Origin of the sequence: Streptomyces genisteinicus, from assembly GCF_014489615.1 — a bacterium.
GTDB classification, from domain to species: domain Bacteria; phylum Actinomycetota; class Actinomycetes; order Streptomycetales; family Streptomycetaceae; genus Streptomyces; species Streptomyces genisteinicus.
Map to the genome: position 1 here is coordinate 7,449,686 of NZ_CP060825.1, position 19,177 is coordinate 7,468,862.

At 72.4% G+C, this 19,177-nt stretch carries 14 protein-coding genes; 7 read left to right on the forward strand and 7 right to left on the reverse strand.

Annotation, left to right across the window (positions count from 1 at the left end):
- Window positions 1-6: 6 nt before the first annotated feature.
- From IAG43_RS31850 to IAG43_RS31860, 3 genes are read right to left on the reverse strand one after another with little or no spacing between them, the layout of a single operon-like run.
- Window positions 7-918, reverse strand: a complete 912-nt coding sequence (locus IAG43_RS31850; protein ID WP_187744095.1) for a carbohydrate ABC transporter permease — start codon at window positions 916-918, stop codon at window positions 7-9.
- Window positions 915-1,853, reverse strand: coding sequence for a carbohydrate ABC transporter permease (locus tag IAG43_RS31855; RefSeq protein WP_187744096.1), 939 nt, complete (start codon window positions 1,851-1,853; stop codon window positions 915-917). Before IAG43_RS31855 ends, IAG43_RS31850 begins: the two co-directional genes overlap by 4 nt.
- On the reverse strand, window positions 1,850-3,163 hold the full coding sequence (locus tag IAG43_RS31860) for an ABC transporter substrate-binding protein (RefSeq protein ID WP_187744097.1): 1,314 nt from the start codon (window positions 3,161-3,163) through the stop codon (window positions 1,850-1,852). The genes IAG43_RS31855 and IAG43_RS31860 overlap by 4 nt, the downstream gene beginning before the upstream one ends.
- 234 nt (window positions 3,164-3,397) lie before the next feature.
- Here IAG43_RS31860 and IAG43_RS31865 point away from each other — a divergent pair, with 234 nt between their 5' ends.
- The 7 genes from IAG43_RS31865 (at window position 3,398) to IAG43_RS31895 (ending at window position 14,854) form a co-directional block, all read left to right on the forward strand.
- Window positions 3,398-5,449, forward strand: a complete 2,052-nt coding sequence (locus IAG43_RS31865; protein WP_187744098.1) for a beta-galactosidase — start codon at window positions 3,398-3,400, stop codon at window positions 5,447-5,449.
- A 144-nt stretch (window positions 5,450-5,593) separates the two neighbouring features.
- Entirely contained in the window at window positions 5,594-7,168 is a 1,575-nt protein-coding gene (locus tag IAG43_RS31870) for a glycoside hydrolase family 53 protein (protein ID WP_187744099.1), read from the forward strand.
- Between the two features lie 823 nt (window positions 7,169-7,991).
- The gene (locus IAG43_RS31875; RefSeq protein ID WP_187744100.1) at window positions 7,992-9,275 is read left to right on the forward strand and encodes an ABC transporter substrate-binding protein; all 1,284 of its coding nucleotides are present in this window, start codon (window positions 7,992-7,994) and stop codon (window positions 9,273-9,275) included.
- A 35-nt stretch (window positions 9,276-9,310) separates the two neighbouring features.
- Window positions 9,311-10,264 (forward strand): carbohydrate ABC transporter permease, encoded by a 954-nt coding sequence (locus IAG43_RS31880; protein WP_246574814.1) that lies wholly within the window; start codon window positions 9,311-9,313, stop codon window positions 10,262-10,264.
- Window positions 10,261-11,121 (forward strand): carbohydrate ABC transporter permease, encoded by an 861-nt coding sequence (locus IAG43_RS31885; protein ID WP_187744101.1) that lies wholly within the window; start codon window positions 10,261-10,263, stop codon window positions 11,119-11,121. The genes IAG43_RS31880 and IAG43_RS31885 overlap by 4 nt, the downstream gene beginning before the upstream one ends.
- A gap of 5 nt (window positions 11,122-11,126) precedes the next feature.
- Window positions 11,127-11,717: a hypothetical protein gene (locus tag IAG43_RS31890; protein WP_187744102.1), complete on the forward strand. Its 591-nt coding sequence runs from the start codon at window positions 11,127-11,129 to the stop codon at window positions 11,715-11,717.
- A 398-nt stretch (window positions 11,718-12,115) separates the two neighbouring features.
- Complete coding sequence (locus IAG43_RS31895) at window positions 12,116-14,854, forward strand: exo-rhamnogalacturonan lyase family protein (RefSeq protein WP_187744103.1); 2,739 nt, start codon at window positions 12,116-12,118, stop codon at window positions 14,852-14,854.
- A 124-nt stretch (window positions 14,855-14,978) separates the two neighbouring features.
- Here the strand turns inward: IAG43_RS31895 and IAG43_RS31900 are convergent, their stop codons facing one another.
- The 4 genes from IAG43_RS31900 to IAG43_RS31915 all read right to left on the reverse strand — a co-directional run bounded on the left by IAG43_RS31900 (window position 14,979) and on the right by IAG43_RS31915 (window position 18,747).
- Window positions 14,979-15,908 carry a DUF6807 domain-containing protein gene (locus IAG43_RS31900; RefSeq protein ID WP_187744104.1) on the reverse strand — a complete coding sequence of 310 codons (930 nt, stop codon included), beginning with the start codon at window positions 15,906-15,908 and terminating at the stop codon, window positions 14,979-14,981.
- A complete protein-coding gene (locus tag IAG43_RS31905; protein WP_187744105.1) occupies window positions 15,905-17,041 on the reverse strand; it encodes a Gfo/Idh/MocA family protein in 1,137 nt (378 codons plus the stop codon). The genes IAG43_RS31900 and IAG43_RS31905 overlap by 4 nt, the downstream gene beginning before the upstream one ends.
- 103 nt (window positions 17,042-17,144) lie before the next feature.
- Window positions 17,145-17,918 carry a GntR family transcriptional regulator gene (locus IAG43_RS31910; RefSeq protein ID WP_187744106.1) on the reverse strand — a complete coding sequence of 258 codons (774 nt, stop codon included), beginning with the start codon at window positions 17,916-17,918 and terminating at the stop codon, window positions 17,145-17,147.
- Between the two features lie 34 nt (window positions 17,919-17,952).
- A complete protein-coding gene (locus IAG43_RS31915) occupies window positions 17,953-18,747 on the reverse strand; it encodes a GntR family transcriptional regulator (protein ID WP_187744107.1) in 795 nt (264 codons plus the stop codon).
- Window positions 18,748-19,177: the final 430 nt, after the last annotated feature.

Sequence of the window (19,177 nt, forward strand, 5' to 3'; positions counted from 1 at the left end):
CTGAGCTCATGACTTTACGGCCCCCGACAGCAGGTCCAGGCTCCAGAACCGCTGGATGACGAGGAAGAGGGCGACGAGCGGCACGATGGCGAGGAGGGCGCCGGTGATCACCAGCGTGTAGAGGGCCGGTGTGGTGCTGCCCTGCGCGAGCAGGGTGAACAGGCCCACCGTCACGGGGAACTTCCCGTCGTCGCTCAGCATGATGTAGGGGAGCAGGAAGTTGTTCCAGATCGCGGTGAACTGGAAGAGGAAGATCGTCACCAGGCCCGGCGACATCAGCGGGACGCCGATGCGCAGGAAGATCCGCCACTCTCCCGCGCCGTCCATGCGGGCGGCCTCGACGAGCTCCCCGGGCACCGCGGCCTGCGCGTAGATCCGGCCGAGGTAGACACCGTAGGGGGAGAGGATCAGAGGCAGGAGCACCGACAGGCGGGAGTCGGTCAGGTCCGCCTCGGCCATCAGCAGGTACTGGGGGACGGCCAGGATCACCGGGGGCATCAGCACGCCCGCGAGGAGCACATTGAAGACGGCCTCCCGGCCGCGGAACCGGTAGACCGCGAGCGCGTAGCCGGACACCGCGGAGACCGCGGTCGACAGGACGGCCCCGAGGCCCGCGTACAGGCCGGAGTTGGCCATCCACCGCCAGTAGATCCCCTCGCGGTAGGCGTTCAGGTCCGCGAGGTTGTCCGCGAGTCCGGTGCCCGGCAGGAAGGTGAAGGTGGAGAAGAGCTCGCTGCCGGACTTGGTCGAGGCCACGAGCACCCACGCCACCGGCAGCAGGCAGTAGACGGCCCCGAGCAGCAGGGCCGCGGTCGGCAGCAGGGCGAACCTGCGCGGCGGCCCCTGGGCGGTGCCGGGAGCGGTGCCGGCCGCGGGCGCGGTCCTGCGGCCCACGGCGGCGGGGCTGGTGGTGCTCATGAGGTTCCTCGGTTCTTGGCGCGGGAGTCGGCGAACCGCAGCAGGGCGAAGGAGAGCGCGAAGGTGGCGAGGGCGAGGACCACCGCCGTCGCGGACGCCGCGTACACGTTCCCGGCGACGAAGGCGTCGTTGTACACCTTCATCAGCGGGCTCCAGGTGGTCGAGATGCCGTTGGTCAGCGGCTTGAGCGTGGTCGGCTCGCTGAAGACCTGGAGCGTGGCGATGACGGAGAAGAAGAACGTCAGCACCAGTGAGGGCGCCACCATGGGGATCTTGATCCGCAGCGCGATCTGCACCGGGGTCGCGCCGTCGAGGCGTGCCGCCTCGTACACCTCCGCCGGAATCGAGCGCAGCGCGGTGTAGATCACGATCATGTTGAAGCCGGTGCCGCCCCAGACGGCGATGTTGGCCAGGGAGCCGAAGAGCAGGCCCCCGTCCATCAGGTCCGGCTGCGGCAGTCCCGCCCGGTCCAGCAGGTAGTGGAAGGGGCTCACGTCCGGCAGGTACAGGAAGCCCCAGAGCAGGGCGGCCACGACACCGGGGATCGCGTAGGGGAGGAAGATCGCCAGCCGGGAGAAGGACCGGGCCCGGACCCGCTCGGTGTCCAGGAGCAGGGCGAACAGCAGCGCGAGGCCCAGCATCACGGGCACCACGATCACGCCGTAGCCCAGCACCCGCAGCGCCCCGTGGCCCAGCTCGGCGTCGGTGAGGGCGGCCGTGTAGTTCGACAGGCCGGCCCAGACCTCCTGCCGGGCGCCCTTCCCGAGGCCGAGGCCCCGGACGTCGATCCGGTGCAGGCTCAGCCAGAGGGCGTAGCCGATGGGCAGTGCGAAGAACAGGGCGAAGAGCACGACGGCGGGGAGGAGGAAACCGTACGGGGCGCGGCGCACCCCGTTCGGCACCCGCCGCCCGCGGGAGGCGGAGGGCTTCGTCACCGCGCGGCCTCGAAGCCCTGCTTCTCCAGGTCCGCGACCGTGACGTCCTGCATGGTGGCCAGGGCGGCGCCGAAGCCGGACTTCGCCTTGGCCGCCTTGCCGAAGGCGTCCTTGAAGCCGGCGTACGCGACGTTCACGTTGGGGCCCCAGTGGGCGGGCGCCGCCGTCTCCGCGATCTCGGCGGCCTTCGCGTAGAAGTCGGGCTGGTTCGCGAAGAAGGCGTGGGACGAGGCCAGCGCGCCGCTGGTCTGCGCCGCGGTGGCCGCCGGGTAGATCCCGCTCTCCTTCACCAGCGCCGCCAGCGCCTCCGGGTCGGTGTTGAGCCACGAGGCGAACTCCGCGGCCGCCTCCTTGTGACGGGAGTCGGTGGTGACGGCCGTGGTGGAGCCGCCCCAGCTGCCGGTGGTGTCCTCGTTCTCGGACCACTGGGGGAGGGGGGCCATCTTCCACTTGCCCTTGGTGTCGGGCGCCGCCGTGGTCAGCGTGCCGGGCGCCCACACCGCACTCACCCAGGCGATCTGGTCACCGGTGTTGAGCGCCTTGTTCCAGGCCGGCGTGTACATGGGCTGGTTGTCGATCGCGCCCTCCTCGACGAGGCCGCCCCAGAAGTCGGCGACCTTGCGGGTCGCCTCGTCGTCGATGCCGACCTTCCACTTCTGCCCCTCGACGGTCCACCACTTCGCGCCCGCCTGCTGGGCGAGACCGGCGAAGAGGCCGGAGTCGTTGGAGGAGAAGGTCGTCAGCGCCTTGTCCGGCGCCTTCCTCTTCAGCGCGCGGGCCGTCTCGGCGAACTCGTCCCAGGTCACCGGGACCTGAAGGCCGTAGCTCTCGAAGAGGTCGGCACGGTAGTAGAACATCATCGGCCCGGAGTCCTGCGGCACGGCGTACACGGCGTCGGTGCCGAGCGTCGTCTGCTGCCACACGCCGGGGGCGAACTGCTTCTCGATGCCGCCGACCTCACCGGATATGTCGGCGAGCGCGTCGTTGCTGACCAGCGTCGGCAGCGCCTGGTACTCGGCCTGCACCAGGTCGGGCGCCTTCTTCGCCTTCGCGGCCGTGATGATCTTGGTGACCAGGTCGTCGCCGGACGCCTGCTTCTGCACCGTGACCCTGATCTCCGGGTGCTTCGCGTTCCACAGGGCCGCCACCTTGTCCATGCCGGGGGCCCAGGCCCAGTAGGTGAGGGACACCGGGCCGGAGTCCGCGGAGCCGCCGTCCCCGTCGGACGAGCCGCAGGCGGTGAGGGCGGAGGCGCCGATGACGACGGCCGTGGCGGTCGCCGCGAGGCGGCGGTGCAGCGTGTGGGACATGGATGGTCTCCCTGACCGAGGGGCGTCCCGCGAGACGGCGGGGCCCGGTTCTGCATCTGTGAGCGTTCACAGTAGAGAAACGTCCTGGACACTTGTCAATGGTTGTTCCTGTGCGCTTATGTTGCGTCATCGCATCGATCGCAATGTGTGCACGTTCCCAGAACGACGCAGTCGCGAGCTCCCTCAGACGCCCCGCCACCCGGGGCGTCCACGCTGTCGAACCAGGAGACATTCATGCCGGAGACCACTGACCGGGGCGCCCGCCGGCTCGCGTTCGGCGGGGACTACAACCCCGAGCAATGGCCCCAGAGCGTCTGGGAGGAGGACGTCCGGCTGATGCGCGAAGCCGGCGTCACCATGGTCAGCCTCGGGATCTTCTCCTGGGCCCTGCTCGAACCCGAGCCCGGCGTCCACGACTTCGGCTGGCTCGACCGGATCCTGGACCTGCTGCACGAGAACGGCGTCCGGGCCGACCTCGGCACCCCCACCGTCTCCCCGCCCGCCTGGTTCTACCGGGCCCACCCCGACGCTCTTCCCGTCACCCGCGAGGGCGTCCGCTTCGCCTTCGGCTCACGCGCCGCCATCTGCCACAGCAACCCCGCCTACCGCGAGGCCGCCGCACGGATCACCACCGCACTCGCCCGCCGCTACGCCGGGCACCCCGCCCTCGCCATGTGGCACGTGCACAACGAGTACGGCGTCCCCGTCAGCGCCTGCTGGTGCGACACCTGCGCCGCGCACTTCCGCCGCTGGCTCGGCGACCGCTACGGCACCGTCGAAGCGGTCAACGACGCCTGGGGAACCGCCTTCTGGGGCCTCGCCTACCGCTCCCTCGACGAGATCGACCCGCCCCGCCTGACGCCCACCGCCGGCAACCCCGCGCACCAGCTGGACTACCGCCGCTTCGCCGACGACACCCTGCGGGAGAACTTCCGTGCCGAGCGGGACATCCTCCACCGCCTCGCCCCCGGCATCCCCGTCACCACCAACTTCATGACCGCGCTCAGCCAGTGCGACACCGTCGACTACTGGGCCTGGGGACGCGAGGTCGACCTCGTCACCAACGACCACTACCTGATCACGGACGGCCGCCGCACCCACGTCAACCTCGCGATGGCCGCCGACCTCACGCGCTCGGTCGCGGGCGGCGCGCCCTGGCTGCTGCTGGAGCACTCCACCAGCGGGGTCAGCTGGCAGCCCCGCAACCCGGCCAAGAGCCCCGGCGAGATGGCCCGCAACTCCCTCGCCCACGTGGCGCGCGGCTCCGAGGGCGCCATGTTCTTCCAGTGGCGCCAGTCGCGGAAGGGTGCCGAGAAGTTCCACTCGGCGATGCTGCCGCACGCCGGGACCGACTCCCGCGTCTGGCGGGAGGTGGTGGAACTCGGCGCCTCCGTCGCCTCGCTCGCCTCCGTCCGGGGCACCCGCACCGTCCCCGACGCGGCGATGCTCTGGGACTGGCAGTCCTGGTGGGCGCAGACCCTCGAATGGCGTCCCAGCGAGGACCACGACGCCCGCGAGCGCGCCGACGCCTTCTACGAGACCCTCTACGACCGCCACCTGACGGTCGACTTCGCCCACCCCGAAGCAGACCTCTCGCGCTACCCCCTCGTCGTCGTCCCCGCCCTGTACCTCGCGTCCGAGGAGACCGGCCGCAATCTGCGGGCCTACGCCGAGGGCGGCGGCACCCTGGTCGTCTCGTACTTCTCCGGCATCGTCGACGAGCACGACGCGGTCCACCCCGGTGCCTACCCCGGTGTGCTGCGCGACGTGCTGGGCCTGACCGTCGAGGAGTGGTCGCCCCTCGGCGAGGGCGAGACGGTGGGCATCACCGGACCGGGCGGCGCGAGCCTGACCGGCGACGTCTGGAGCGAGTTCGTCGTCCCGCGCGGCGCCGAGACCGTGTGGACCTACGCCGACGGCCCCGCCGCCGGCCGCCCGGCCGTCACCCGGCACCGCATCGGCGACGGCACCGCCTGGTACGTCTCCACCCGCCTTGACGCCCCCGCCCTGGACACCGTCCTCGGCGCCGCCTTCGAGGACGCCGGCATCGACCCGCGCGGCGAGCTTCCCCGCGACGTCGAGCTGGTGCGCCGCGAAGGCGACGGCGGCACCCACCTGTTCGCCGTCAACCACACCGGCCACGACGCGAAGGTGCCCCTGGAGGCCCCCGGGACCGAGCTGCTCACCGGGGAGCGGGCCGACGGACACCTCGCCGTCCCGGCGGGCACGGTCCGCGTCGTCCGCCTCGACGACCGCGGCGGACCCGGTTCCGGCCTCGGAGCCTGAGGCAGACCCGGTTCCGGCCTCGGCGACCGAGGCGGAGCCGGCCCCGACTCCCGGTGGCGGCCGCCGAGCTGCCGGCCGCCACCGGGCGCACCGCACGCACCACCCGACACCGTCCTTCTCCCGTCACCGTCGAAGGGACCGACGATGCACGCAGCCCCATCCCCTATCCGGCAGACCCGCGGACTGCTGCGGACCGCCGCACTGACCGCGCTCGCCGCCCTGCTCACCGCGGCCCTGCCCGCCGCGGGCGCCCGTGCGGCGGCCACTCTCACCAACACCGGCTTCGAGTCCGGCGCCACCGGCTGGTCCACCTGGTCCGCCACCGGCCAGGACGCCGCCTCGTACACCGAGGCCGGCGGCCGCAGCGGCAGCAGCCGCCTCACCCACTGGTCCGCCTCCGCCTACCGGGTCGAGACGTACCAGTACCTGTCCGGCCTCGCCGACGGCACCTACACCCTCACCGCCTGGGTCCGCTCCAGCGGCGGCCAGAACGCCGCCTACCTGGCCCTGCGCAACTGCGGGTCCGCCGAGCAGCGAACCGACCTGCCCGTCACATCGAACGGCGCTTGGATGCGCCTGGTCACCTCGGTGGCCGTCACCGGCGGCGGATGCACGGTGAGCATCAACTCCGACGCACGCGCCGGGAACTGGATCAACGTCGACGACCTGTCCTTCACCCGCGGGTCGACCGGCCTGCCCGTGAAGGGCGTGGACGTCTCCTCGCTGAGGAAGAGCCAGGACCTGGGCGGTGTCTACCGCGACGCCTCGGGCACGGCCGGGGACCCCCTCGCCCTCCTGAAGTCCGCGGGCGCGGGCTACGGGCGGCTCAAGGTCTGGGTCGACCCCGCCGACGGCTACAACGACAGGGCCCGTGTCCTCCAGACGGCGAAGCGCCTCAAGGCGAACGGTATGAAGCTCCTGGTCGACTTCCACTACTCCGACATCTGGGCCGACCCAGGCGCCCAGACCAAGCCCGCGGCCTGGTCGGCGCACACCTACGACCAGCTGAGGGCGGACGTGTACGCGCACACCCACGACGTCCTGAACGCGCTGAAGGCCCAGGGCACCCCGGCCGACATGGTGCAGATAGGCAACGAGATCAACACCGGTCTGCTCTGGCCGGAGGGATCGACGGACGACTGGGACCGCACCGCCGGCCTGCTGCGATCCGGCATCGACGCCGCCAGGGCCGTCGCCCCGTCCACCCGGATCGCCCTCCACCTGGCGCACGGCGGCGACAACGCGCTCTACCGCTGGTGGTTCGACAACGCCACCGCCCGCGGCGTCTCCTTCGACGTCATCGCCGTCTCCTTCTACGGCTACTGGCACGGAGCCCTGTCCGACCTCCAGGCCAACCTCGACGACATCTCCGCCCGCTACGGCAAGCAGGTGATGGTCGCCGAGACCGCGTACCCGTTCCGCCTGGACAGCAAGGACGCGCACGAGAACATCATCGACCTGCCCGCCGAACTGGCCGCGGGGTACCCGGCGACCCCGGCCGGACAGGCCCAGTGGCTCCGCGACGTCATGAACGTCGTCGAGGCCGTGCCGGGCGGGCGCGGACTGGGCGTCTTCTACTGGGAGCCTGCCTGGACGGCCGTCCCGGGCAACGGCTGGGACCCGGCCGACCCGTCGTCCGGCAACGGCTGGGAGAACCAGGCGCTGTTCGACTACGCCGACCGCCTGCTGCCGGCGGCGGCCTGGATGCGGCACCGCTGAGGCGGGGCGGGCGCCGGCGCCCCGGGATCTCCTGACGAGCTGTCACGTGCGGGGGAGGGGCGCGTGAGCGGGTGAATCGATTCATGATCTTCGCCGTGAAGGCGGACCTTCCGTGCGCCGGCGGAGCCGGGCGCCCGGGTCCGCGCCCCCGCGGGACGCCGCGTCCGTCGGCCGGGGGCGCCGGGCCGGCCTCCGGTGCCGGGGCGGGCTCTGTGCCGGGGGCGCGCGTGTGCCGTGCGCCCAGCGGCCCGGGAGGCCCGCTCCGGCGGGGCGGAGCCCGTCGTTCCGTGGGCGCCCCGCGGCCGCACGCGTCACGCGCGCGCCGTCCCGCCCGTGAGCCCTTCCCGCAGCGGTGCCCGCGGCCCCGGCCGTACGCGGCCGCCCCCGGTGCGAGCCCGTCGCCGGGAGGTGCCCTGAGCGGAGCGCCCGCCGGGCCACGGCCGGGCCCGGTAGGCACGCCCCCGCCCGTACCGCCCGCCTCGACCGCCGCGAGCCGGGCGCGCGCCGGGGGCGGCGAAGCCGCCCGGGTGCCGCTTCCTCCTTATGCGAAGCGGGACCGGCGCCGCCCCGCCGTCCGGTCGTTGGCCCCCCGGGGCCCCGGCGGCCCCGAGCCTCCGGCGGCCCCGAAGCCTCGCCGGCAACCGACGGGTCCCGCCGTTGCCGCCGTCGCCGCCGTGCCCGGTGTCCGAAGTTTTGGCGCACGTTCGGCATCGCGGACCGCTCAAACCGTTGACGTGGTCTCGCCGCCGCCCCTACATTGCGGGGCAAGCGCTTTCCTGAAACGTTTCATTAACCTCCCCCACACATCGACGAGAGGTGCATCATGCGTATGTCCAGGTACATGGAGCGGCGGTCCTTCCTCAAGGCCACCGGTGTGACGCTGGCGGGCGCCGGGCTCACCGCCGCAGGCTGCGGTGGGGGCAGCGGTTCCTCGGGCGGCACGGTGACCATTCGCTACGCGTGGTGGGGCGCCGACGACCGGGCGAAGAAGATCAACGAGACGATCGCCCTCTTCGAGAAGAAGCACCCGAAGATCAAGGTCAAGACCGACTTCCAGCAGTACGCCGACTTCTGGAAGAAGTTCAACACCCAGGCCGCGGGCGGCAACCCGCCGGACGTCTTCCAGAACGCCGTCGGCTTCCTGCGCAAGTACGACGCCAAGCGCGTGCTGCTCGACCTCTCCCAGCAGGCCGGCAAGGGCAACCTGGACCTGCGCAACTTCCGCGCCGGACTGGAGAAGTTCGGCGAGGTCGACGGCAAGCTCCTGGGCGTCCCCGTCGGTTCGAACTCGATGGGCTACGTCATCGACGAGAAGGTCTACGAGAAGGCCGGTGTCGCTCCCGAGCCGGGCTGGACGTGGGACGAATGGCGCGACGGTCTCGTCGCGATCCACGACAAGGGCGGTACCGCCGGCGACTCCGGCGCCTACGGCGTCATGTACCTCTACGACCTGATCCTGCGCCAGCAGGGGAAGGCGTTCTTCACCGAGAAGGACCTCGGCTTCACCGAGAGCGAGCTCGCGGCCTACTGGGACGAGGCGCTGAAGGGCGTCAAGTCCGGCCTCTACGCGGACCAGAAGAAGGTCGAGCAGGTCAAGCCCAAGTCCGCGCTCGCCGCGGGCCTCGCCGGGGGCGAGTTCACCTGGGACAACTTCACCGCCCGCTACTCCGCCGAGGGCAAGAGCTCCTACACGATCGCCCCCATCCCGACCCTCGACGGCAAGCGCACCGGCCAGTACCTGGGCTCCCTGATGCTCAGCGGCAGCGCCCGCACCAAGCACCCCGCCGAGGTGGCCGCCTTCATCAACTTCATGGTCCACGACCCCGAGGCCGGCCGGATCATGGGCTACGACCGCGGTGTGCTCTCCACCACCGAGCAGTACGAGGCCTTCCAGCCCACCGATCCGGTCAGCAAGAAGATCGCCGCGTACGAGCAGCGGATAGCCGACGCCGGGCTCCTGGAGCCGATCACCCCGCACCCGGCCGGCGCCGACATCGTCGAGGCCGCGTTCCTGCGGATCGCGGGCGACATGGCGCTGGGCAAGGCATCCGCCGCGGACTCCGCGAAGCAGTTCTTCACCGAGGCGAAGACCGCCCTCGGCGCCTGAGGAGAACTCCACCCGTGACACATCTCCAGGAATCCGTGCGGCAGGCCGGGACGTCCCCCGACGGCGACGCCCGCGGCCCCGCGCCCCGCCCCGCCGGACGGCCCCGGCCGAACCGGGACGGCCTCGTCGGCTACCTCTTCATGTCGCCCTGGATAGCGGGCTTCCTCCTGCTGACCGCGGGCCCCATGGCCGCCTCGCTCTACTTCGCCTTCACCGAGTACAACCTCTTCGACTCCCCGAAGTGGATCGGCTTCGACAACTTCACCGAGATGCTCGACGACCCGCGCTGGCGGACCTCCGTCGAGGTCACCGCGAAGTACGTCGTCATCGGCACGCCGGTCAAGCTGCTCCTCGCCCTCGGCGTCGCGATGCTGCTGGCGCAGAGCCGGCGCGGGCAGGGCTTCTACCGGGCGGCCTTCTACGCCCCGTCCCTCGTCGGCGCCAGCGTCTCCGTCGCCATCGTGTGGCGTGCCCTCTTCTCCGACGACGCGGTCGTCGACCGCACCCAGTCCCTCTTCGGGATGGACGTCGGCGGCTGGATCGGCGACCCCTCCTGGGTGCTGTACTCGCTGGTGGCGCTGACCGTCTGGCAGTTCGGCGCGCCGATGGTCATCTTCCTCGCCGGGCTCAAGCAGGTGCCGCGCGAGCTGTACGAGGCGGCGGAGGTGGACGGTGCCGGACCGTGGCGGCGCTTCTGGAACATCACGCTGCCGATGATCTCGCCGGTGATGTTCTTCAACGTCCTGCTGGAGACGATCCACTCGTTCCAGATCTTCGGCTCGGCGTACGTGGTCAGCAACAGCACCTGCGGACCGGCCGACGCCACCCTCGTCTACACCTGTTACCTGTACCAGCAAGGCTTCGAGAACAGCCGGATGGGCTTCGCGTCCGCCATGGCCTGGATGCTGCTGATCGCGGTCGGTCTGGTCACCGCCGTGCTGTTCTGGTCCCAGCGGCGCTGGGTGCACTACGAGGAGGCGGCCCGATGAGCGGCACACTCACCAACCGCGCCCGGCGCAGCTCGGGTTCCCTGCTGTGGCACGGCGGCGCGCTCGCCCTGCTGGCCGTCGTGCTCTACCCGGTCGTCTGGGTGATCGGCGGCTCCCTCAAGCCGAGCGACGACATCGTGGGCAGTCTGGACCTGCTGCCCACCGAGCCGATCACCGACAACTACCGGCGGCTGACCGAGGGCATCGCCGACATCCCGATCTCGACCTTCTTCGTCAACTCCACCTTCCTGGCCGTCGGTTCGGTGATCGGCGTGCTGGTGTCGAGCTCGCTGGCGGCGTACGCGTTCGCCAAGATCTCCTTCCCCGGCCGCAATCTGATGTTCGCGCTGATGATCGGCACGCTGCTGCTGCCGTACCACGTGCTGCTGATCCCCCAGTACGTGCTGTTCCAGAAGCTGGAACTGATCAACACCTATGTGCCGCTGCTGATCGGCAAGTACCTCGCCACCGACGCCTTCTTCGTCTTCCTCATCCTCCAGTTCATGCGCAACCTGCCGAGGGAACTGGACGAGGCGGCGCGGCTCGACGGCTGCGGACACCTGAGGATCTACTGGTCGATCGTGCTGCCGCTGTGCCGGCCGGCGCTGATCACCAGCGCGATCTTCACGTTCATCAACGCGTGGAACGACTTCATGGGCCCGCTGATCTATCTGAACGAGCCCGAGAAGTACACCGTCTCGCTGGGCCTGAAGATGTTCATCGACCAGGACGCCGTCGCCGACTACGGGGGCATGATCGCCACGTCGCTCGTCGCGCTGCTGCCGGTCCTGGCGTTCTTCCTCGCCTTCCAGCGCTATCTGATCGACGGCATGGCCACCTCCGGACTGAAGGGCTGACCGCCATGGCCGTCCGCACCCCGGCGGTACGCCCGCCGTCCCGTCTCGCCACCGGTTTCGGCGTCTTCGCCGAGTGCCTGCTGACCGGCGTCTGGATCACGCTGGCCGCGCTGCCCGTGGTCACCGCGCCCGCCGCCTTCGCGGCGGGGACCCGTCATCTGCGCCGCCACCTGAACCACGAGACGGGCGGCTGGCGGCACTTCGCCTCCGACGTGCGTGCCGCGGTGCGCGGCGGGACGCTCGTCGGGCTCGGCGGCCTCGTCGCCGTATGGCTGCTCTGGCTGAACCTGTCGGCCGTCGGCGCCGGGCTGCCGGGCGGGCCGTTCGTCGGCGCGGTCGGCATCCTCGCCTTCATCGGCGGAGCCGTGGCCGTCCTGCGGGCGGCGGCCGTCTGGCACCCCGGCGCCCGCTGGCGCGCACTGCTGGGGGAAGCCGCCCGCCGCACCGTGCGCGACCCCGCCGGCTCGCTGCTCCTGGTCGCGGGGTTCGCCGTCGTCGCCGGATCGGCCTGGGCGGTCGCCCCCCTGGCCGTCCCGGTGACCGGTGCGGTCGCGGCGGCGGCGGTCGCCGTCGAATCCCGCCACGCCGCGCGCTGATCCCGGCGGCCGGCGGCGGCTGCGCGCGGCGCGGCCGGTCACCGGGACGGCCCGCGAGACGCCGTCCCGTCCCTTCCCGAGCCCGCCGGACCCCGCCCACCGCCCTCCGCGCTCCGCGCTCCCTGCGTGCACCGTCACCCGGACCGGACCGGGTGACGGTGTCCGGCGGACGGCACCCCCCGGCACCGCGGGTCCCGGCGCCGTGCCCGGGAGGAACTGCCCCGAGCACCCTGCCCGTCCGCCCGCCCGCCTCCCACCCCTCCGTGCTGCCCCGCTTCTTCCCACGTCCTCCGTGCCGCCCCTCCCACGGTGCCCGCTCCCGGCGGCCCGCCCGCCCGCGGTGCGCGGCCCGCTCCCGCTCCGCCGCCCACGAGGAACCCTTCACCCGAGGAATCGACATGTCACCGATATCCCGCAGGTCCCTGCTCTCGGCCGCCACGGCCGCCGGAGCGGCAGCCCAGTTCAGCTGGGCGCTCGGCAGCACCACCGCGCAGGCGGCGCCCGCGGCCGCCCCCGGCCGGCCGGAGGCGGTCACCCTCGGCTGGCTGGAGTCCGGCGGACTCGGTGCCGCGCCGGGGACGACGCTCGGCGTGCCGTGGCCCAAGGGCGCGTACCCCGGGAACCAGACGTTCGCGCTGACCACGGCGGACGGCAAGCAGGTGCCGGTGCAGTCCTGGCCCCTCGCGCAGTGGCCCGACGGTTCGCTGAAGTGGTCCGCCCACGCGATCGGCCCCGGGACCACCGCGGACACCTTCACCCTGACCCCCGGTGAACCCACCGCGCCCGCGCGGCGGATCACGGTCGGCCGCGACGGCGGCGCCGTCACCGTGGACACCGGAGTCATCGTCGCCCGGCTCGGCCGCAGCGGGTCGAGCCTCGTCAAGTCCGTCAGCCGGGGCGGACGGGAGATCGCCGCGAACGGGCGCCTGGTCCTGCTGCGGCAGGGCGAGATCGAGGACGGCGACCAGGGCAGGGAGTCGTACGAGCGGTTCGAGAGCACCGTCCTGGCGACCGAGGTCGAGCAGGACGGTCCCGTCCGCGCGGTGGTACGCATCGACGGCAAGCACCGCCGCGGCAACCGCAGCTGGCTGCCCTTCTCCGTGCGCCTCTACTTCTACGCCGGCTCCGAGTCCTTCCGCATGGTGCACACCATCACCTACGACGGCACCCAGGAGCCCGGCAAGGCGAGCGGCGACTTCATCCGGGGGCTCGGCGTCCGCTTCACCGTTCCGATGCGCGACGCGTCGTACGACCGGCACATCCGGATCGGCGGCGACGGCACCGGGCTGCTCAGGGAGGCCGTCAAGGGCATCACCGGTCTGCGGCGCGACCCGGGCGCCGCCGTCCAGGCCGCCCAGTTCGACGGCCGCAAGCTCCCCGACCCCGCGACCTGGGACCAGCGGGTCACCAGCCGGCTCCATCTGATCCCGGAGTGGGGCGACTTCACGCTCAGCCAGCTCTCCGCCGACGGGTTCACCCTGCGCAAGCGCACCAAGAAGGGGCACGGCTGGATCGCCGCGGGCGGCGGCCGCCGCGCCTCCGGCTTCGGCTACGTCGGCGGCGCGAGCGGCGGACTCTCCTTCGGGCTGCGCGACTTCTGGGAGAAGCACCCCGCCGGCCTCGACGTCCGCGACGCCCACACGGACAGGGCCGAGGTCACCCTGTGGCTCTGGTCGCCGGAGGCCCAGCCCATGGACCTGCGCTTCTACCACGACGGCCTCGGCCAGGACACCTTCGCCGAACAGCTCGAAGGCCTGAACATCACCTACGAGGACTACGAGCCCGGCTTCGGCACCCCGTACGGCATCGCCCGCACCAGCGAACTCCTCTTCTGGGCCCACGACACCACCCCCGACGCCGCGCACCTCGCGAAGGAGACGGCCGCGGTGCGCACGCCCCCGCAGCTCGCCGCGCCGCCGTCGCACCTGGTCGCCGCCAAGGTCTTCGGCGGACTCTTCTCCGAGCCCGACCGCTCCACCCCCGCCAGGGAGAGGATCGAGGACCACCTCGACTTCCTGTTCACGTACTACCGCGACCAGGTCGACATGCGCCGCTGGTACGGGTTCTGGGACTACGGCGACATCATGCACAGCTACGACCCGGCACGGCACCAGTGGCGCTACGACGTCGGCGGCTACGCCTGGGACAACTCCGAACTCTCGCCCGACCTCTGGCTCTGGTACGCCTACCTGCGCTCGGGCCGCGCGGACATCTTCCGCTTCGCCGAGGCGATGACCCGCCACACCGGCGAGGTCGACGTCTACCACCTCGGCACCTGGGCGGGGCTCGGCACCCGGCACGGCGTCCAGCACTACGCGGACAGCGCCAAGCAGCAGCGCATCGCCAACACCACCTACCGGCGCTTCTACTACTTCCTCACCGCGGACGAGCGCACCGGCGACCTCATGCACGCCAACGTCGACTCCGACGAGACCTTCCTCGCGCTCGACCCGCTCCGCAAGATCCGCACCGAGCCCTACACCCCCGACCGGCACGCCCTGTCCATCGGCTTCGGCACCGACTGGAGCGGTCTGGTCTCCGCCTGGCTGACCGAGTGGGAGCGCGGCGGCCCGAAGGCCGCGAAGGCGAAGGCGCGGGTCCTGTCCACCATGGAGACGATCGCCGCGCAGCCCAACGGATTCGTCCAGGGCAGCGGCCTCTACGACCTCGACACGGGCCGGTTCGCGGTGGAGACCGAGCCCAAGGTCTCCGTCTCCCACCTCTCGGCCGTCTTCGGGCTGAACGAGCTGTGCGCGGAGCTGATCGACCTCGTCGACATGCCGCGCTTCAAGGAGGCGTACCTCGACTACTGCCGCTACTTCAACGCCACCAAGGCGGAGCAGGCAGCGCGCTACGGGCAGAACTTCGGCTCGCTGATCCTCTTCCAGGGCCATTCGCGGCTCGACGCGTACGCGGCCGCGCAGACCGGTGACGCGAAGCTCGCCCAGCGGGCCTGGGAGAAGTTCTACAACAGCGACGGCTACCGGGAGACGGCGCCCTGGAAGACCGAGGAGGTCGGCGGCCCGGTCACCCTGGTCCCGGGCAGCGAGGCCGACTGGGTGTACACCAACGACACCGCCCTCTACGGCCTGGCGGCCATCGAGAACCTGGCACTGGTGGGGGACCGGATGCCGTGACGGCCCACGCGTGAACGCCCGGCCCACGCGTGAACGCCCGGCCCGCGCGTGAACGCCCGGGCCGCGGGCGGGGAGAACTCCCGCCCGCGGCCCGGGCGTCGTCGTGGGTCGCACCGCGGCCCGTTCACCAGTCCTTCAGGTGCCCCTCGACCGCGTCCCGGTCCAGCTCGCCGTCGGCGACGACGATCCGGTACCGGTAGGAGAAGGCCTCGCCGGGCGGCAGCGCGAACTCCTCGAAGAACGCCCAGGAGAACGCGACCGTCGGCACCGGCCGGGAGCGCACGAACCAGTGGGACGGGTGGGACGCGTCCGCGTTCCGGGGGGAGTGCGCGAAGACCAGGGTGCTGCGCGCGTCCACCTCGTCGTGCACGCCCGTGAACGCGAGCCACCGCCCCTGGGTGCCCATCATGGCGGCCGCACCCTCCTCGCCCGCGCCGCCCGTCCCGTCCGGGCCCAGCACGTCCCCGCCGGCGAAGTCGCGCGGACCCCGCCAGTGCAGGCCGGTGTAGCCGGCGCCGGTGCGTCCCGCGGTGGTCGGCGAGCCGAAGCGCAGCGGCTCGTCGTGGATGTTGGTGAGCGCGATCGTCCAGTCGAGCGCCCAGCTGCCCGCGGCGGTGTCCACCGAGTGCACGGTCAGGGTGCGCCGCTCGCGGGCCCACTCGCGGCCGCCGTTCTCGATCCACGTCAGGTGCTCGCCGATGCCCACCCGGCGGCCGTCGCAGGAGAGGGGTTCGAACCGGTCGTGGCGCATGCGGCCGATGCGTTCGGGGATCGGCAGGTAGCCCTTGCCGTGGACGTAGGAGTTGCCGCCCCAGAAGTTCTGCCCGGACAGATGACTGGCGGTCATCTGGAGTCCCTTGTGCCAGCGGTGGTCATGTGGCCGGTAGCCGGTCACGGTGCGGCCGGACAGGGTGCGCAGCGGGTGCACGTACGGCTTGCGCGACTCGAACGCCTCGGGGTCCGGCCGGTACACGTAGGTCAGCAGCTCCACCCCGGCCGCGGACACCGTGATCCGCTCGCCGGGGGTGTGCGCGGCGGACAGCGGCCCGCTCACGCGCCCGCTCCGTCGGCCGGGGCCCACCCGGGGGCGCCGCCGTGCATCGCCGCGTAGTACGGGTCGCCCGGCACGATCTCCCCGGCGTGGACGGGCCGCCCGGTGAAGGCCGACTTGTAGAGCGCGGCGACGAACTCGACCGTCCGGCGCGCGTCCGCGCCGCTGCCGGGAGGACGGGCCCCCGCCCGCATCGCCGCGAGGACCTCCGACAGCTGGGCCGAGTGCGAGCTGGGCAGGTCCGCGGCGGGCGTCCGCCAGGCGCGCACCCGTGCCTCGTCGGCGGCGGCGTGCGGGGCGGGGGTGTAGACCCAGTCGTCGTTGGTGTGGCCGTACAGATGGGTCAGTTCGAGGGTGGCGTCGGCGCAGTCCACCCGGATCCGGCTGACCTCCTGCGGAGAGACGACGCTGTTGACGACCGTGGCCATGGTGCCGCCGGCGAACCGGACGAGCGCGGTGGAGACGTCCTCACTCTGCACGTCGTGCACCAGCCGGCCGGCCATGGCCCGGATCTCCGTCCAGTCGCCGAGCAGATGCAGCATCAGGTCCATCTGGTGGATGCCGTGTCCCATGGACGGCCCGCCGCCTTCGCTCGCCCAGCGCCCGCGCCACGGGACGGCGTAGTACGCGGCGTCGCGGTACCAGGTGGTCTGGCAGTGGGCGACGAGCGGCCTGCCCAGCGCGCCCGCGGTGAGCAGCTCCCGCGCGTGTGCCGCGCCGGAGCCGTAGCGGTGCTGGAAGATCACGGAGGCGTACGGCCCCGGGCCCCCGTCCCGGGCCTCGGCCGCGGCGACGGCGTCGTACTCGGCGAGCGACAGGACCAGCGGCTTCTCGCAGAGCACCCAGGCGCCCGCCCGCAGCGCGGCCACGGTCTGCTCGCGGTGGAGGGACGGCGGCGTGCCGAGGAGCACCAGATCGGGCCGCGCTTCGGCCAGCATCTCGTCGTACCGGGTCCAGCCCGTGACGCCCGGGCCCGCCGCCGTCAGGAAGCCGTCGAGCATCGCCTGGTCCACATCGACGGCGGCGACGAGTTCGACCTCGTCCGCGTGGTCGGCCAGCGCGGTCAGATGGGAGCCCCGGGCTATCGCTCCGGTGCCGACGACGGCGGCCCGCAGCCGGGCGGGTTGGGGTGGCATGGCGGTGCTCCTCGTGCGTAGAAAGCGCTTGCTGCCACCCTATGGCGCACCTTCGGCGGCGACAACCCTCTCCGGACGCGGCGCCTCACCGGGCGGCTCGGCGTCACCCGTCGTCGGCGGCCCCCCGGGCGGCCGTGCTCCCGTGCGCTGCCGGGCGCGGCATCCCGGGAAGGTGCCCGTCACCGTCACCGTCGCCGAGGGCGAGCCGGGAGACGATCCGGTAGCGGTCGCCCCGGTAGAGGGCCCGTACGTACTCGACCGGGCGGCCGGCGGCGTCCGTCGTGGTCCGGTCGAAGAGCAGGGCCGGGGACAGCTCGGGAACGCCCAGCAGGCCGGCCTCCTCGCGGCTCAGCACGGTCGGTTCGATCGACTGGACCGCGTGCGCGGGGCGGATGCCGTACCGCTCGCGCAGCAGGGCGTGGAAGCCGCTCTCCAGTCCGGCGGCCGTCAGCCCTGGCACCAGCGACCGGGGGATGTGCAGGTGTTCCAGCGCGATCGGGGCGCCGCCGGTCAGGCGCAGCCTGGTCACGTGCACGAGAACGGTGGCGGGGGAGACGTCGAGTCTCCGGCCGATCCGCGCCCCCGCCGGTCCGGTCCGCGACTCCAGCACCCGGCTGGTCCACCCGCCCGTGGCCGCGGCCGCGCCGCCGCCCACCAGTTCCTGGGTGATCTTCGTGGGGGCCACGAACATGCCGCGCCCGTGTTCGCGCACGAGCAGTCCGGTGGCGACGAGTTCGTCCACGGCCGCGCGCAGGGTGGGCCGTGAGACGCCCAGTTCGGCGCAGAGGGTGCGCTCGGACGGGATGGCGTCGCCGGGCGCGCGGCCCTCGATCACGGTGAGCAGATGCTCCCGGACCCGCTCCCGCTTGAGTTCCATCACGCCCCTCCGGTGTCCCCGTGCGACCCGCCCGTCAGTATGCATTCCCCCGCGGGCCGGGGTCCCGCCCCGCCGCCCCGGGGGCCGGGGCCGGGCTTCCGTCGTGCGTGAAGTCCAGCCGGGAGACGATCCGGTAGCGGTCGCCGCGGTAGACGGAGTGGACGTACTCGACGGGGCGGCCCGAGGAATCGCGGGTGAGGCGTTCGATCAGCAGCGCGGGCGAGAGCACCGGGACCCGGAGCAGCGCCGCCTCGGCCTCGCCGACGACGGTCGGCTCCACGGACTGCACGGCCTCCTCCACGCGGACGCCGTGGTTGTCCCGCAGGTGGTCGTAGAGCTCGCCCGCTTCCAGTTCGGCCGTGGCGAGGGGGGCGGGCACCAGCCCGGCGGGGATGTGGAGGTGCTCGATGGCCATGGGGGCGCCGTCCACCAGGCGGAGGCGGGTAATGCAGAGCAGCCCTGCGGCGGGGGACATCTCCAGCTTGCGGCCGATCCGGGCGCCCGCCGGCCGCACCGTGGTCTCCAGCACCGTGCCCGACCACGTGCCGGAGGCACGCGGCACGGTGAAGGCGGCGTCGTCCGGGGCGAGCCGCTGGGTGATCTTGGCCGGGGCGACGAACGTGCCGCGGCCGTGTTCGCGCACGAGCAGTCCGGTGGCGACGAGTTCGTCCACGGCCGCGCGCAGGGTGGGCCGTGAGACCTCCAGTTCGGCGCAGAGGGTGCGTTCGGACGGGACGGGGTCCCCGGGGCGGCGGCCCTCGATCAGGCCGAGCAGATGCTCGCGCACCCTCTCCCGCTTCAGCAGTCCGTCCGAGGAGCCGCCGTTCATGCGGGTCACCCCTCCCACGTCTCTGTTCCGGTCCCCACTGGTCAACTGGTCAAGTGGGGGGATCCGATCCTATCGGTCGCCATCGTCCGCCAACGGGCCTTGTGCAAAGGCATCTTGAGGGCTTGACGCCCTCAATGGTCTATGCCACCTTCGGCTCATCGCACTTGACCAGTTGGCCAACTGGTCAGGTGTGGTGGAGGGGGCCGTCCTCCCCTCGCCGCTCCCCGCCGCCCGTGCGTGACCCCGTCCGGCGTCCGCCCGGACGTCCCGCGAACAGCGCCGCCCCCGTGCCCGCCCCGCGCACGCACCGCCCCGGCCTCCGCCGGGCCGCTCACCCCACCGCCGCCGGCCCGTCCGGCGGCCGCACCGCCTTTCACCCGCCCCCACCCGATGAAAGGAACCTCATGAACGACCGCACACCTCCCGCGGG